The sequence below is a fragment of the Flavobacterium suncheonense GH29-5 = DSM 17707 genome (assembly GCF_000430025.1).
Classification (GTDB): domain Bacteria; phylum Bacteroidota; class Bacteroidia; order Flavobacteriales; family Flavobacteriaceae; genus Flavobacterium; species Flavobacterium suncheonense.
The window spans coordinates 25,138-38,580 of the sequence record NZ_KE387021.1 but is presented as its reverse complement, the minus strand read 5'-3'; the positions used below and the strand labels follow the sequence as shown (position 1 = coordinate 38,580).

Annotated in this window: 11 protein-coding genes; 7 read left to right on the top strand and 4 right to left on the bottom strand. The window is 40.0% G+C overall.

Going from position 1 to position 13,443, the window contains the following annotated elements:
* Positions 1–20 precede the first annotated feature (20 nt).
* On the bottom strand, positions 21–1,907 hold the full coding sequence (gene dnaK, locus G498_RS0112610) for a molecular chaperone DnaK (RefSeq protein WP_026981479.1): 1,887 nt from the start codon (positions 1,905–1,907) through the stop codon (positions 21–23).
* Positions 1,908–2,123: 216 nt separating this feature from the next.
* Between dnaK and G498_RS0112605 the strand changes: the two genes are divergently transcribed.
* Complete coding sequence (locus G498_RS0112605) at positions 2,124–3,485, top strand: DUF6056 family protein (RefSeq protein WP_026981478.1); 1,362 nt, start codon at positions 2,124–2,126, stop codon at positions 3,483–3,485.
* 9 nt (positions 3,486–3,494) lie between these two features.
* Here G498_RS0112605 and G498_RS0112600 read toward each other — a convergent pair whose 3' ends face one another.
* The gene (locus G498_RS0112600; protein WP_026981477.1) at positions 3,495–4,751 is read right to left on the bottom strand and encodes an SMP-30/gluconolactonase/LRE family protein; all 1,257 of its coding nucleotides are present in this window, start codon (positions 4,749–4,751) and stop codon (positions 3,495–3,497) included.
* A gap of 139 nt (positions 4,752–4,890) precedes the next feature.
* On the opposite strand from G498_RS0112600, the gene G498_RS0112595 reads away from it, so the two are divergent.
* Positions 4,891–6,312, top strand: coding sequence for an L-serine ammonia-lyase (locus G498_RS0112595; RefSeq protein ID WP_026981476.1), 1,422 nt, complete (start codon positions 4,891–4,893; stop codon positions 6,310–6,312).
* A 77-nt stretch (positions 6,313–6,389) separates the two neighbouring features.
* Here the strand turns inward: G498_RS0112595 and G498_RS0112590 are convergent, their stop codons facing one another.
* On the bottom strand, positions 6,390–6,824 hold the full coding sequence (locus tag G498_RS0112590; protein ID WP_026981475.1) for a Cif family virulence factor: 435 nt from the start codon (positions 6,822–6,824) through the stop codon (positions 6,390–6,392).
* A 142-nt stretch (positions 6,825–6,966) separates the two neighbouring features.
* Between G498_RS0112590 and panB the strand changes: the two genes are divergently transcribed.
* The 5 genes from panB to ypfJ are packed head-to-tail and all read left to right on the top strand — an operon-like array spanning position 6,967 to position 11,615.
* Complete coding sequence (gene panB / locus G498_RS0112585) at positions 6,967–7,785, top strand: 3-methyl-2-oxobutanoate hydroxymethyltransferase (protein WP_026981474.1); 819 nt, start codon at positions 6,967–6,969, stop codon at positions 7,783–7,785.
* A gap of 36 nt (positions 7,786–7,821) precedes the next feature.
* A complete protein-coding gene (locus G498_RS0112580; RefSeq protein WP_026981473.1) occupies positions 7,822–8,517 on the top strand; it encodes an RluA family pseudouridine synthase in 696 nt (231 codons plus the stop codon).
* 39 nt (positions 8,518–8,556) lie between these two features.
* Positions 8,557–9,930, top strand: coding sequence for a DUF5723 family protein (locus G498_RS0112575; protein ID WP_026981472.1), 1,374 nt, complete (start codon positions 8,557–8,559; stop codon positions 9,928–9,930).
* 24 nt (positions 9,931–9,954) lie between these two features.
* Entirely contained in the window at positions 9,955–10,740 is a 786-nt protein-coding gene (locus tag G498_RS0112570) for a DUF2189 domain-containing protein (protein WP_026981471.1), read from the top strand.
* A gap of 20 nt (positions 10,741–10,760) precedes the next feature.
* The gene (ypfJ, locus tag G498_RS0112565) at positions 10,761–11,615 is read left to right on the top strand and encodes a KPN_02809 family neutral zinc metallopeptidase (protein ID WP_026981470.1); all 855 of its coding nucleotides are present in this window, start codon (positions 10,761–10,763) and stop codon (positions 11,613–11,615) included.
* 98 nt (positions 11,616–11,713) lie between these two features.
* Here the strand turns inward: ypfJ and G498_RS0112560 are convergent, their stop codons facing one another.
* On the bottom strand, positions 11,714–13,249 hold the full coding sequence (locus G498_RS0112560) for a YifB family Mg chelatase-like AAA ATPase (RefSeq protein ID WP_026981469.1): 1,536 nt from the start codon (positions 13,247–13,249) through the stop codon (positions 11,714–11,716).
* Positions 13,250–13,443 lie beyond the last annotated feature (194 nt).

The window sequence follows — 13,443 nt, the reverse complement described above, 5'->3', positions numbered from 1 at the left end:
TCATTATCTTATTCGGAAGTTTATTTCACTTCTTCGAAATCTACATCCTGTGTCTGATCTCCGTTTGCGTCATTTTGTGGTTGCGCTTCGTGAGTCTGACCTTCTGCCTGTGCTTTGTACAATTCTTCGGAAGCATTTTTCCACGCTTCGTTGATTTTATCCAAAGCCGGCTGAATGGTGGCTACGTCTTTAGTTTCGTAAGCTTTTTTCAATTCATCCAATGCTCCCTGAATGTTCGACTTGTTTCCTTCAGACAATTTATCTCCGAATTCCGAAAGTTGTTTTTCAGTCTGGAAAATCATGCTGTCTGCCTCGTTCAGTTTATCCACTTTTTCTTTCGCAGCTTTGTCTGCTTCTGCGTTTATTTCTGCTTCTTTGCGCATTCTTTCGATTTCTTCCTGAGTTAATCCTGAAGACGCTTCGATACGAATATCGTGTGATTTTCCGGTTCCTTTGTCAACCGCTGTTACGTGGATGATACCATTCGCGTCGATGTCGAAAATTACTTCGATTTGAGGCACACCTCTTGGCGCTGGCGGAATGCCGTCTAAGTGGAAACGACCGATTGTTTTGTTATCGTTTGCCATTGGACGCTCTCCCTGCAAAACATGGATTTCTACTGATGGCTGATTGTCTGCCGCTGTAGAGAATACCTGTGATTTTTTAGTTGGAATGGTTGTATTGGCTTCGATTAGTTTGGTCATTACACCACCCATGGTTTCAATTCCTAAAGAAAGCGGCGTAACGTCTAACAACAATACGTCTTTTACGTCTCCTGTTAACACACCACCCTGAATAGCAGCACCGATTGCCACAACTTCATCAGGGTTTACGCCTTTTGAAGGTTTTTTACCGAAGAACTTCTCTACCTGCTCCTGAATAACCGGGATACGGGTTGAACCTCCAACCAAGATTACTTCGTCAATGTCTGAAGTGCTTAAACCGGCATCTTTCAACGCTTTAGCAACCGGATCCATAGAACGTTTTACCAAATTGTCAGCCAATTGCTCGAATTTAGCACGGGTTAAAGTAACCACTAAGTGTTTTGGTCCTGAAGCCGTAGCCGTAATATAAGGCAGGTTGATTTCAGTCTGTGCAGAAGATGACAACTCGATTTTTGCTTTCTCAGCAGCTTCTTTCAAACGTTGTAATGCCATTGGGTCTTTACGTAAATCCACACCTTCAGCAGTGTTGAAATCGTTAGCTAACCAGTCGATGATTACCTGGTCGAAATCGTCACCTCCTAAGTGCGTATCTCCGTTTGTAGACAATACTTCGAAAACGCCGTCTCCTAATTCAAGGATGGAAATATCGAAAGTACCACCACCTAAGTCATACACAGCAATTTTTTTGTCATGACCTGATTTGTCCAAACCGTATGCTAACGCAGCAGCAGTCGGTTCGTTGATGATTCTTCTTACTTTTAAACCTGCAATTTCACCAGCTTCTTTAGTAGCCTGACGTTGTGCATCGTTAAAATAAGCCGGAACGGTAATAACAGCTTCCGTTACAGTTGTTCCTAAATAATCTTCAGCGGTTTTCTTCATTTTCTGAAGCGTCATGGCTGATAATTCCTGCGGCGTGTAAAGTCTTCCGTCGATATCAACACGTGGTGTGTCGTTGTCTCCTTTTACTACTTTATAAGCTACAGTTGATGCTTCTTTTGCACTTTCTGAGTATTTGTTACCCATAAAACGTTTAATTGAAGCAATGGTCTTTGTAGGGTTAGTTACCGCCTGACGTTTGGCAGGGTCACCTACTTTAATTTCTCCACCTTCTACAAATGCGATTACAGACGGTGTGGTTCTTTTTCCTTCGGCATTAGCAATTACAACCGGTTCTCCACCTTCCATTACTGCAACGCAAGAGTTGGTTGTTCCTAAGTCGATTCCGATAATTTTACTCATAATATAAATCTCCTTTATTGTTCGTTTTGATTGCCCCTCTACGAGTGAGCAGTGTTTTTGACACGCTTTCTCAAATGACAATCATTGTGCCAAGCAAAAAAAAGAGGAAAATTGTCAGATTCTGTTAAAAAATGAATTTGAAATACTGACAGGATGACATTTTTAAACGAAAAATCTTCAGGAAAACTATATATTTGACAGCAAATTCAACAGACAATGACAGCATACAACAATCCGAAAAGCAAAGAAACTGCAATATACATTTTAGGATTATTTGTTATTGCTGTGATTTTAGGCCTAAACTTCCTCACTTTTTATTGGGCGGATGATTATGCCATACTCAATGAAATAAAAGAACTCGGAATCTTTAAAAGATGTCTTAATGGTTATTATACCTGGGACGGACGTTACATGACGCCTGCCGCCTTTTTTCAGGGCGCTTTCCTGCAGCACCTGCCCGTTCAATTAACAACTTTTATCTGGAACAGTTGCTTTTTACTCAGCGGATACTTTCTTTATTTGCTGATTAACCATGAAACTAATTCAAAAGTAAAGAATTATTGGGCTTTTGTAATAATTGGAGCATTTTGGCTGGGTTCCTACAGGCACATCGGGCAAACAATTTATTGGGCTACCGGTGGCGTGTATTCCCTTAACTTATTACTCGGAGCACTATGGCTTTTAGGATTTAACCATATGCAAAATGGCAAACTTCTTAAAAATCGAATAGGATTTGCATTCTTTACAATATTGGTTAGTTTAACCACTCAGAATCTTATAATTAGTCTGTTGACACTACTCTGCCTTTCGCTGTGCCTTAACTATTTAGAATCCGACAGAGTGAATCTGAAATTCAATGTACTGTTATTGTTAATCCTTTTGGGCGGTACATTTTTTCTTTCCTCAGCACCTGGAAATTTCATCAGAATGAAAGAAATCAACGGAGGAGGCTTTAGTCATATTTCATTGTCCACACTTTTAAAAAATTTCGGTTTCATCCTATTTTCCTACCTTAAGTTTTCCTTTTTTCTTTGTCTTCTGGCATTAATAATCGGGTTGTCAATTATCCGTTTCAAAATAAATATCAAACTGAATAACGTAGTCTTTGTTCCCGACTCCAAAGAGAAAGTCATTAGATTTATTAAAACCTACAAGTACTTTTTAGTTGCATTGAGTACTGTTTTACCTTTTCTGACAATGCCAGAAGTTTTGTCGACAAGAACAACTATTTATTTTATGTTTTTTCTCTTTGCTTTCATTATAATTTTTACGGAACGATTATCAGTTACGAAAAAGGGGAAATTGACAACTGTGCAAACAGCAATTATTGTGTTAATTTACTCTTCCATAGTAATTTTCGGAATACATAACTACATTAAAGGGTCCGTTCTTAAAGACGAAATTACAAAGCGTGAACAACTCCTCAAACAATCAAAAAACAAAGTCATAACGGTTAAAGTAATAAATGACGAGATGAAGTCTTATTGCTTTGAAATCAGAGACTATAAAGATTCTGAAGATTGGGCATTAAAAGCTCAGGAAATTTATTTTGGTGTGCAGAAAATCAATCTTGAGTAAACAGATTCCCTAATTCAACTTAAATTCAAACAGCATCGGATTTTCTAACTTCGAAAGGTCTAAATTTCCGTTTTTACCATAAGCCGTCCACGGTGAATTTCCGAAGAAATAAAGTGTATCCTTAATAACCGTAGCCAAAGCCGGTTCATTAAACTCAGGTCGGTTATTGTCAATTACTTTGAAACCTGAAATACTGTCCTGCTTTTCACTTAATTCATACTGAATTACCCGAATCGGTCTCACGCCGTTATGAATAGCAAACAAAGAATTTTCATAAAACGTCAACCCGTCAATTCCTTTGGTAGTCGTGCCTTTCGGAAATTTTAGCCAGGTTTTGTTTTGCGGATTTTGAACATCGATTACCAAAATCCCTTTCAGATAATCCGCGATATACAGTTTTGACTGATCTTCGTTGAACGTCAGTCCCTGCAAATTGAACGCCTCGGTTTTCAAGTCCAGCCAAACGGATAATTTATCGTCGGAAATCTTATAAATCAAGGCTTGCCCACTGTCTGAAATATACACGTTGCCTTGTTTATCCAGCACCAAATCTCCGAAAACATGACCGCCTTCCACGGCAAAACGTTTTACAATCTTTTTGGTTTTGATGTCGATTTTCAATACTGCTGCCTTGCCTTCCATTTCTTTTGAAAATCCAATCATTTCCGGCATTACGGCAGTGGCAACCCAAAGATATTTCCCTTTAGCATCGGCTTTCATGGCAAAAGTTGAGAATTGGCTGTCTGTAAACCAATCCGAACATTTTCCGGTCTTAAAATCGAAGGAAACTATCTTTTTTTGCCGGATACTTGATGCCAGCCAAAGTTTCTGTTTCTTCAGATATTGTAGACTTTCCGGATGCAAATCTTTTTCGCTTAATGAGATAACTGATTGTGAATTCGTAACGGTTTTGTCCAAATCAGCTTTCAGTTGAATAACCTTTTGAAATGCTTCGGATTGTCTGATGTTGTCGAAATCAGCATCTTTCTCAAAATCAACCTTATTATTCGTCAAAACCAGCTTTTCCAAAACGGAAACCGCTTTTTCTTTCTCATTATTTAAAGCATAAGCCGATGCTAGATTATAAGTAAATGTCGGATGCAAAGGCCGTATGCTGTCCAGCTTTTCCGTAAGTTTTAAAAACAGAGAATAATTTTTTGCTTTGTAAGCCTCGGTGCTTTGGTTGTACAATTCTCTTTGTGACTGTGAAAAACCGACCGCTGAAAAGGAAAATACAGTCAGTAACGCTAAAATCTGATGCTTCATGTTTTTTGATTGATATGTCAAAAATACAGTTTTAAAACAAATAGGAAAATTGTGGTTATTATAAAAAACATAAAGGACTATGAACTGTCAAATTATCCGATTATCTTTGTGTTAAACAAACCAAATCAATACTAAAGTTATGGAATGCATTTCTGTTTTTGATATGCTTAAAATCGGTGTCGGACCGTCAAGTTCCCACACGCTTGGCCCCTGGAGAGCTGCCGAACAGTTTCTTGCGGAAATCCGCGAGCGCAATCTCATCGATTCTATCAACCGGATTAAAGTCGATTTATACGGTTCGCTTTCGCTGACAGGCCACGGACACGCCACAGATTTAGCCGTCATGTTAGGTTTAAGCGGCGCCGATCCGGAATACATTCCCGTGGAAAGCATCGATGTGATTATTTCGGCCATCAAAAACAAAAAAGAAATTTTCTTAGGAAACGAAATCCTCATTCCTTTTGATCCGGAAACTGACATCGTTTTCAATAAAAACTTCCTGCCTTTCCATGCCAACGGACTGACTTTCACCGTTTATACCGATACGGAGCAATACAGTTCCACCTTCTACTCCATTGGCGGTGGCTTTGTGGTAAAAGAAGACCGCGAACATGCCAAAGAAAACAAAGAAATAAAATGTGCCTTCCCTTTTCCTATTGATAAAGCCGAAGAATTGCTGGCTTACTGCAAAAAGGAAAACAAGAAGATTTCGGAAATCGTTTTCGAGAATGAAAAATCAATGCGACCGGAACACGAAATTCATTCGGAATTGCTGCGGATTTGGGACACCATGCTGGAATGTATGTACATCGGCTGTCATACCGAAGGTACGCTTCCCGGCGGATTAAACGTTCGCAGACGCGCGTATGACATGCACAAAAACCTGATTGGCGTTTTACCGTATGACAATCCTTATTCGTGGCTTCAGATTATCCGTCAGACCGAAGTGAAATTCCGTCAGATTTTGAAATGGGTAAGTTGTTTCGCCTTAGCCGTAAACGAAGTAAATGCTTCCTTAGGCCGCGTCGTTACTGCTCCAACCAACGGAAGTGCCGGTGTAATTCCTGCTGTTCTGATGTATTATATGGTAATCGAAAACCACGATGCCAACGAAGAACAAATCAAACAATTTTTGATGGTAGCCGGAGAAATTGGCAGTATTTTCAAAAAAGGCGCAACCATTTCAGCAGCGATGGGCGGATGTCAGGCGGAAATCGGCGTATCATCTGCAATGGCGGCCGGAGCTTTGTGTGAAGTAATGGGCGGAACTCCGGAACAGGTATTAATGGCAGCAGAAATCGCAATGGAACATCATCTTGGATTGACTTGCGACCCGATTGGAGGTTTGGTGCAAATTCCTTGTATTGAAAGAAATACCATGGGTGCCATCAAAGCCATTAACGCAGCAGAATTAGCCTTGGAAACCGATCCGAAAAACGCAAAAGTGCCTTTAGACAAAGTAGTCGATACCATGTGGCAAACCGCTAAAGACATGAACAACAAATACAAAGAAACTTCCGAAGGCGGACTGGCAATTGCCGTTAACTTAGCGGATTGTTAATCTCAAAAAATAAACCGCAGATTCGCAGGTTATAGTCATTAAAATCTGTGAATCCGCGGTTTCATATTTAATAAAGACTATTTTTTTCCACGGGTATCAATAAGGTGGATAATCTTCCAAACGTCATTTTCCTTATAAAAAGTAAAGGCGTTTACTCCGGAATGACTTAATTTCCCGTTGATGTAGAATTCATACGGCGTCCAGGCGTGCGCCATTTTTCCGTCAATTTGGATGTTGTAGCTTAAAATTTGTTCTTCAAAGGTCATGTTTGCGGGAAAAGTAGCGATTGATTTGTAAAATTCCGAAGTCTTTTCCGTTTCGAATTTAGTTCCTTTCGGACCTTCCATAATGGACTGCAAAATCAGATTTTCATGGCAAACCGATTTTATTTTTAAAGTGTCTTTGGCGTGAAAAGCTTCAAAAAACGTTTTAACAGTGTTCTCCACTTCTGCCTTTTGTGCAAACGAAGCTGTTGAAAAACAAAATATTATCAGCAAAAGTATTTTTTTCATAACCGGAAGTTTTTTAGGTATAAGTAGTATTTATGGGAATTATGTTACGCTATTTTGGAAATTGTAGTAATTTTACAGAGTATAATAAAAAGAACATTGTTAGCAATCAATTTCTGATTTCTAACTTCTAATTTTTAAAATCATGTCTGTAGCGAAAAAAGATTACAAAAGAATTACCACAAAATCATTAATTGATATGAAAGCCAACGGGGAAAAGATTTCCATGTTAACGGCTTACGATTATACCATGGCGAAAATTGTAGACAGCGCCGGTGTGGATGTTATTTTGGTTGGAGATTCTGCCAGTAACGTAATGGCCGGACATGAAACCACTTTACCTATTACTTTAGATCAGATGATCTACCACGCTTCGTCTGTGGTTCGTGCGGCGGAAAGAGCTTTGGTGGTGGTGGATTTACCTTTCGGAAGTTATCAGTCGGATCCTCGTGAGGCGCTTCGTTCTTCCATCCGAATCATGAAAGAAAGTGGCGGTCACGCCGTGAAAATGGAAGGCGGAAAAGAAATTAAAGACAGTATCAAAAATATTCTGCACGCCGGAATTCCGGTAATGGGACACTTAGGGTTAACCCCGCAGTCCATCTACAAATTCGGAACCTATACCGTTCGTGCCAAAGAAGATGCCGAAGCTGAAAAACTTTTAGAAGACGCCAAAATGCTGGAAAAAATCGGTTGTTTCGCCTTAGTTTTGGAAAAAATTCCTGCTGCCTTAGCCCAAAAAGTAGCCGAAAGCATCTCAATCCCGGTTATCGGTATCGGAGCCGGTAGCGGTGTAGACGGACAGGTTTTGGTGTTGCATGACATGATTGGTATGACACACGAATTCAGCCCAAGATTTTTACGTCGTTATATGAATTTGTACGAAGATATGTCGAAAGCCATCGGACAATATGTAAGCGATGTGAAAGCCGTGGATTTTCCTAATGCGAATGAGCAATACTAGTCAGCAGTTTTCAGTAATCAGTTAGCAGTTATTTCAGTGTCTGAAAAAATAATTTCCACAAAAGATAATCTTCAGGTTCTTCACGAAGACAATCATATTATTGTGATTAACAAACGTGTTGGTGATATTGTTCAGGGTGATAAAACCGGTGACAAACCCTTGTCGGATGTGGTTAAAGAATACATCAAGGAAAAATATAACAAGCCGGGAGAAGTTTTCCTGGGCGTTGTACATCGGCTTGACCGGCCTACTACCGGAATTGTGGTTTTTGCAAGAACTTCTAAAGCATTAACACGTTTAAACGATTTGTTCAAAAACCGTGAAACTCAGAAAACGTATTGGGCCATCGTTAAAAATCAGCCGCCAAAAACGGAAGACAATCTCGTTCATTTTCTGAAACGGAATCCGAAAAACAATACTTCTAAAGCCCACACCAAAGAAGTACCTGACAGTAAAAAAGCCAGCTTAGATTACAAAATCATTAAGAAACTGGATAATTATTATGCTCTGGAAATCAATCTGCATACGGGAAGACATCATCAGATACGAAGTCAGCTTTCTGCTATTGGCTGTCCGATAAAAGGTGACTTAAAATACGGTTTCGACCGAAGCAATCCGGACGGCGGTATTCATCTGCATGCCCGAAAACTGGTGCTAACCCACCCGGTTACCAAAGAAGTTTTACAGATTATTGCTCCCGTTCCCAACGATGCGATTTGGAATTGTCTCTGAATTTTTGTTAATTTATAACATTAATTTTAACATTTTCAGATGAGGAAACAACTACTTTTCGGAATTGCCCTACTCAGTCTCAATGTCTTTTCCCAGGAACATTTCTCGGGAATCAATATCTCTAAACGTGGCGGATTGCTCAACGCCTCCATCAATCCTGCTGAATTGACCAACATGAGCCAAAAATTCGACATCAATGTTTTTAACATGAGTTTGAATTTATCCAACAATAAAATAGGTTTCAGCGACTTAACGGACGGAACCGATTTGGAGAAAAAAATTTTCAGCGGATCTGAACCTACTTCGGCCCGACTTGACGTTCTGATACAAGGTCCTTCTTTTGCCATGAAACAGAAAAAATGGGGCTTTGCCCTGTGGACTGCTTCGAATATTAAAGCCAACGCTATTGATGTGGATGTTAACTTCGGAAATGCCGTAACCAATTCCTTTTTAGGTACAGCCGACATCAATTCCGGTTACAACCAAAGATTGAACGCGGCTTCCTGGAGTGAAATCAATTTGTCGGCTGCAAGAGATATTATCGAAATCGGCAATCACAAGTTAAGCGCCGGTGCTACCTTAAAACTTCTCTTCCCCGCTTCTTATATGAATATGGGAGTTAATCATTTGCAGGGCCAACTTACCACCGAACCGATTTCCGGCGACATCTATCTCGACAATGCAACAGCGAGCATGAATTTCTCTTATTCCGGTTCCTTAGCCAACAGTTATGAAGACAGTTCCAATTACAGCGAATTGTTTGCCGGCGGCTTAAATGGTTATGGCATCGATTTTGGTTTTAACTATCAACTCAAAGAGAAAGTACAGGAATCAACCGATGGTGGCGATTACACAGTTGATGGTTATAAACTAAATGCAGGACTTTCCTTCCGAAACATGGGAAGCATGACCTTTAAAGACAATAATAACCATTCTTCCAATTACGCTTTAAATATCCCGGATGCTGTTGGTATCGGCGGTTTGAATTTATCTGATTTTGAAGGTACGGAAAGTATCGTAGACATTGAACAAACCCTGATTGACAAAGGCTATCTGACCAAAGAAACCTCGTCGGGTCCTTTTAAAGTGAAACTTCCTGCTGTAATCAATGCCTATGTTGATTATAAAATTTACAACAAATGGTCGGTTTCAGCGTATATGCAACAAAAAATTTCCGATGACAGTCAGAACGATTTTACGACGATTCAAAATACCGTAACCTTAACCCCGCGCTTTGGAGGAAAGAACTACGAATTGTACCTGCCGCTTTCCAGCAATGAAGTTTCCGGATTTACCACGGGATTTGGTTTCCGTCTTGGCGGCTTTTTCTTAGGTTCTGGTTCTATCGTTACCGCGGCCTTAAACGATTCAAAACAAGCAGATATTTATATGGGATTCCGTTTTGGAATTTAATTTAACTTAACTCACTTATTTACAATGAACAACAAAAACAAAATTGAGCAACTTAAACAAAACGGTTATTCTTTAGACTTAGGAGATGTGATTTCTCAAAGTTTTGAAAATTATAAAAAAATTGCCCTGAATGCCGGCATCGCCACGTTAATAGTTTCTATTGTTTTGATCGCCTTAATTTTTGGAGGAATCGGAATATTTTTCGGTTTTACCGATTTAGCATCAAATATGGCAGATTTTCACGTCAGTAACTTTTCAGCCACTACACTTATTCTGTATGTTATAGGAACATCACTGGTGGCTGCTATCATTTATCCGTTTACCGCCGGAATTTTTAAAATGGCCAATGAAGCCGAAATGGGAAGAGCAACAAGCATGTCTACCGCTTTTGATCATTACAAATCCGATTCTTTCAAAAATCTGTTCCTTACCGGACTTTTGTTGGGTTTCCTAACAAACTTCCTGGCTGTACTGTTCCAATATTTTCACCTTGACATAATCGGAACACTGGTAACTTACATCGTGACATTTTTTGCCGTATTTGCCATTCCCTTGGTCATTTTTGAAAAAAACGAACCTACTGAAGCAATTTTAAACAGTTTTGCATTGGTTATCAAGCAGCCTTTTGTAATTTTAATAGCATTAATTGTTAGTGCAATTATAGCAATGGTTGGAATAATCGGTTTGTGTATCGGAATATTTTTTACGCTCCCGGTTATTTACTCCACACAATACATTCTTTTTAAAAATGCGATAGGTGTTGAAACGAAAAATGAAATGGAAGAAATTGGTATGAATACAGATTTATAAACCGTAAATACATTTAATCTATGAAATGGCAAGGCAGAAGAAAAAGTGACAACGTTGAAGACCGTCGTGGCATATCCGGTGGTCAGGTAGCTGTTGGGGGAGGTATAATCGGTATCATTGTTTTGCTGCTGAATGTTTTTGGCGGAGAAAACGCAAAAATGCTCACTCCCGTTTTGGAACAAATGCAGCAAGGCCAGCAATCCGCTCCTACTGAACAAGTTGAACTCACTCCCGAACAAAAAGAATTAGGCGATTTTGCCGCTACCGTTTTTGCCGATACAGAAGATGTTTGGCACAAAATTTTTAAAGAAAACGGCATGACGTACGAAGAACCTAAAATGGTGTTGTTTACCGGACAGGTTCAGACGGCCTGTGGTGGGGCAACTTCTGCTTCCGGTCCTTTTTATTGCCCTGGCGATAAAAAAGTATACATGGATTTGGACTTCTTTGAAGAATTGCGAACAAGATTTGGTGCCAAAGGCGGTGATTTTGCCATTGCCTATGTAATTGCACACGAAGTGGGACATCACGTGCAAACCCTTTTGGGAACTTCCGGAAAAGTACGCCAGTTACAAGCCGGTAAAAGCGAGGCTCAGGCCAATAAACTTTCCGTTTGTTTAGAATTACAGGCTGATTTTTACGCCGGACTTTGGTCGCATTACAACCAGAAATACATCGAAGAAGGCGATATTGAGGAAGCTTTAAGCGCCGCACACGCTGTGGGTGACGATGCTATTCAAAGTAAAATGCAGGGCCACGTTATTCCGGAATCCTTTACACATGGAACTTCAGCTCAGCGCATTAAATGGTTTACTCGGGGTTTTAAAACCGGAGATATCAAGCTTGGCGATACATTTGCCGAGGAATTGGATTGAAATTAGAATTCCATACTTAAAGGCTGTCCCGTTATTGTGACAGCCTTTTTTATTTTTAACAGTATAAACTGCTAACTGTAACTGCCAACGGAATACTGTTATCCCAGCCATCCTTCCCTATCCAGACTTCGGTATTGAATAGCTTCTGAAATGTGATCAGACTTTACACTTTCGCTTCCTTCCAAGTCTGCAATGGTTCTGGACACTTTTAAAATTCTGTCGTAAGCTCTGGCTGATAAATTTAACCGCTCCATGGCAGATTTTAATAATTGTAACGACGTGTCATCCAGTTTGCAGTGTTCACGGATGTGTTTGGTGGTCATCTGGGCATTATAATGGATGCTCTCCAGTTTTTCAAAGCGTTTCGACTGAATATCCCGCGCTGCAATTACACGTTTTCTGATTTCAACACTGCTCTCGCCGTTTCTGACATCGGATAATTTTTCGAAAGGCACTGGTGTTACTTCCACATGAATATCAATACGGTCTAAAAGTGGGCCGGAGATTTTGCTGAGGTAACGCTGCATTTCTGCCGGAGACGAACTAACCGGTGCGTCCGGATCATTGAAATAACCTCCCGGGCTGGGATTCATACTCGCCACCAACATAAACGAAGACGGATAAGTTATGGTAAATTTCGATCGCGAAATAGTTACTTCCCGATCTTCCAAAGGTTGTCGCATGACTTCCAGAACGTCTCTTTTAAACTCCGGCAATTCGTCGAGAAACAAAACACCGTTATGCGCTAATGAAATCTCGCCAGGTTGAGGATAAGAACCTCCTCCGGCAATAGCAGAACAAGAAGTATTATGGTGCGGGCTGCGAAATGGGCGCTGGTTCATCAGGCCGATATCTTTCATTTTACCGGCTACACTGTGAATTTTTGTGGTTTCCAGAGCTTCTTTCAAGGTCATGGGTGGTAAAATACTTGGTAACCGTTTGGCTAACATGGTTTTACCGGCTCCCGGCGGTCCGATTAAAATCAGATTATGACCTCCGGCTGCAGCAATTTCCATGCATCTTTTGATAGATTCCTGCCCGCGTACTTCGGCAAAATCGAACTCCGGAAAGTCTAAGGTTTTAAAAAATTCTTCGCGTGTATTGACGATGGTGGGTTCAAGAACAGTCTTCCCGTTAAAAAAATCGATAACCTGAGAAACATTTTCCACGCCATAAACATCCAGCCCTGAGACGATGGCAGCCTCTTTTGCATTCTGTTGCGGCAAAATGAAACCTTTAAATCCTTCTTCTTTGGCTTTAATAGCAATGGGTAAGGCTCCTTTTATGGGCTGTAAACTTCCGTCGAGCGACAATTCGCCCATAATGATGTACTGATCGGTTTCCGAAGATTTTATCTGTCCTGATGCTTCTAAAATCCCTATCGCTAAAGTTGCATCGTATGCAGAACCTTCTTTTCGCAAATCGGCGGGCGCCATATTGATGGTTATCTTTTTCCCGGGAAGTTCGTAACCGGTATTTTTTAAGGCTGCGGCAATGCGGTAGCAGCTTTCTTTTATGGCATTATCGGGTAATCCTACCAAATGATAACCGATTCCTTTATCGATATTGACTTCTACAGTGATGGTTGTGGCGTCTACCCCGAAAACGGCGCTTCCAAATACTTTTGTTAACATGGCGTGTAATTTTTATCAAAAATAATACTTTTCTTATAAAAAATTATATCCCACATAATGATTTTAAAAAAATAAAATATGGAAACAGATTGAAAAGTAGTTTGGAATCACTAATGTGGATTAATGATTTAATTTGTAATACACTGATAAATAAACATTAACTAGGAAATCTGTTCTTATTAATCATAGAATGT

Bases quoted from the DNA above. Each gene is read 5' to 3' on its own strand.
- G498_RS0112600 (WP_026981477.1), bottom strand. From the start codon at position 4,751: ATGAAGCATCAGATTTTAGCGTTACTGACTGTATTTTCCTTTTCAGCG.
- panB (WP_026981474.1), top strand. From the start codon at position 6,967: ATGTCTGTAGCGAAAAAAGATTACAAAAGAATTACCACAAAATCATTA.
- G498_RS0112590 (WP_026981475.1), bottom strand. From the start codon at position 6,824: ATGAAAAAAATACTTTTGCTGATAATATTTTGTTTTTCAACAGCTTCG.
- G498_RS0112595 (WP_026981476.1), top strand. From the start codon at position 4,891: ATGGAATGCATTTCTGTTTTTGATATGCTTAAAATCGGTGTCGGACCG.
- G498_RS0112605 (WP_026981478.1), top strand. From the start codon at position 2,124: ATGACAGCATACAACAATCCGAAAAGCAAAGAAACTGCAATATACATT.
- G498_RS0112570 (WP_026981471.1), top strand. From the start codon at position 9,955: ATGAACAACAAAAACAAAATTGAGCAACTTAAACAAAACGGTTATTCT.
- G498_RS0112575 (WP_026981472.1), top strand. From the start codon at position 8,557: ATGAGGAAACAACTACTTTTCGGAATTGCCCTACTCAGTCTCAATGTC.
- ypfJ (WP_026981470.1), top strand. From the start codon at position 10,761: ATGAAATGGCAAGGCAGAAGAAAAAGTGACAACGTTGAAGACCGTCGT.
- dnaK (WP_026981479.1), bottom strand. From the start codon at position 1,907: ATGAGTAAAATTATCGGAATCGACTTAGGAACAACCAACTCTTGCGTT.
- G498_RS0112560 (WP_026981469.1), bottom strand. From the start codon at position 13,249: ATGTTAACAAAAGTATTTGGAAGCGCCGTTTTCGGGGTAGACGCCACA.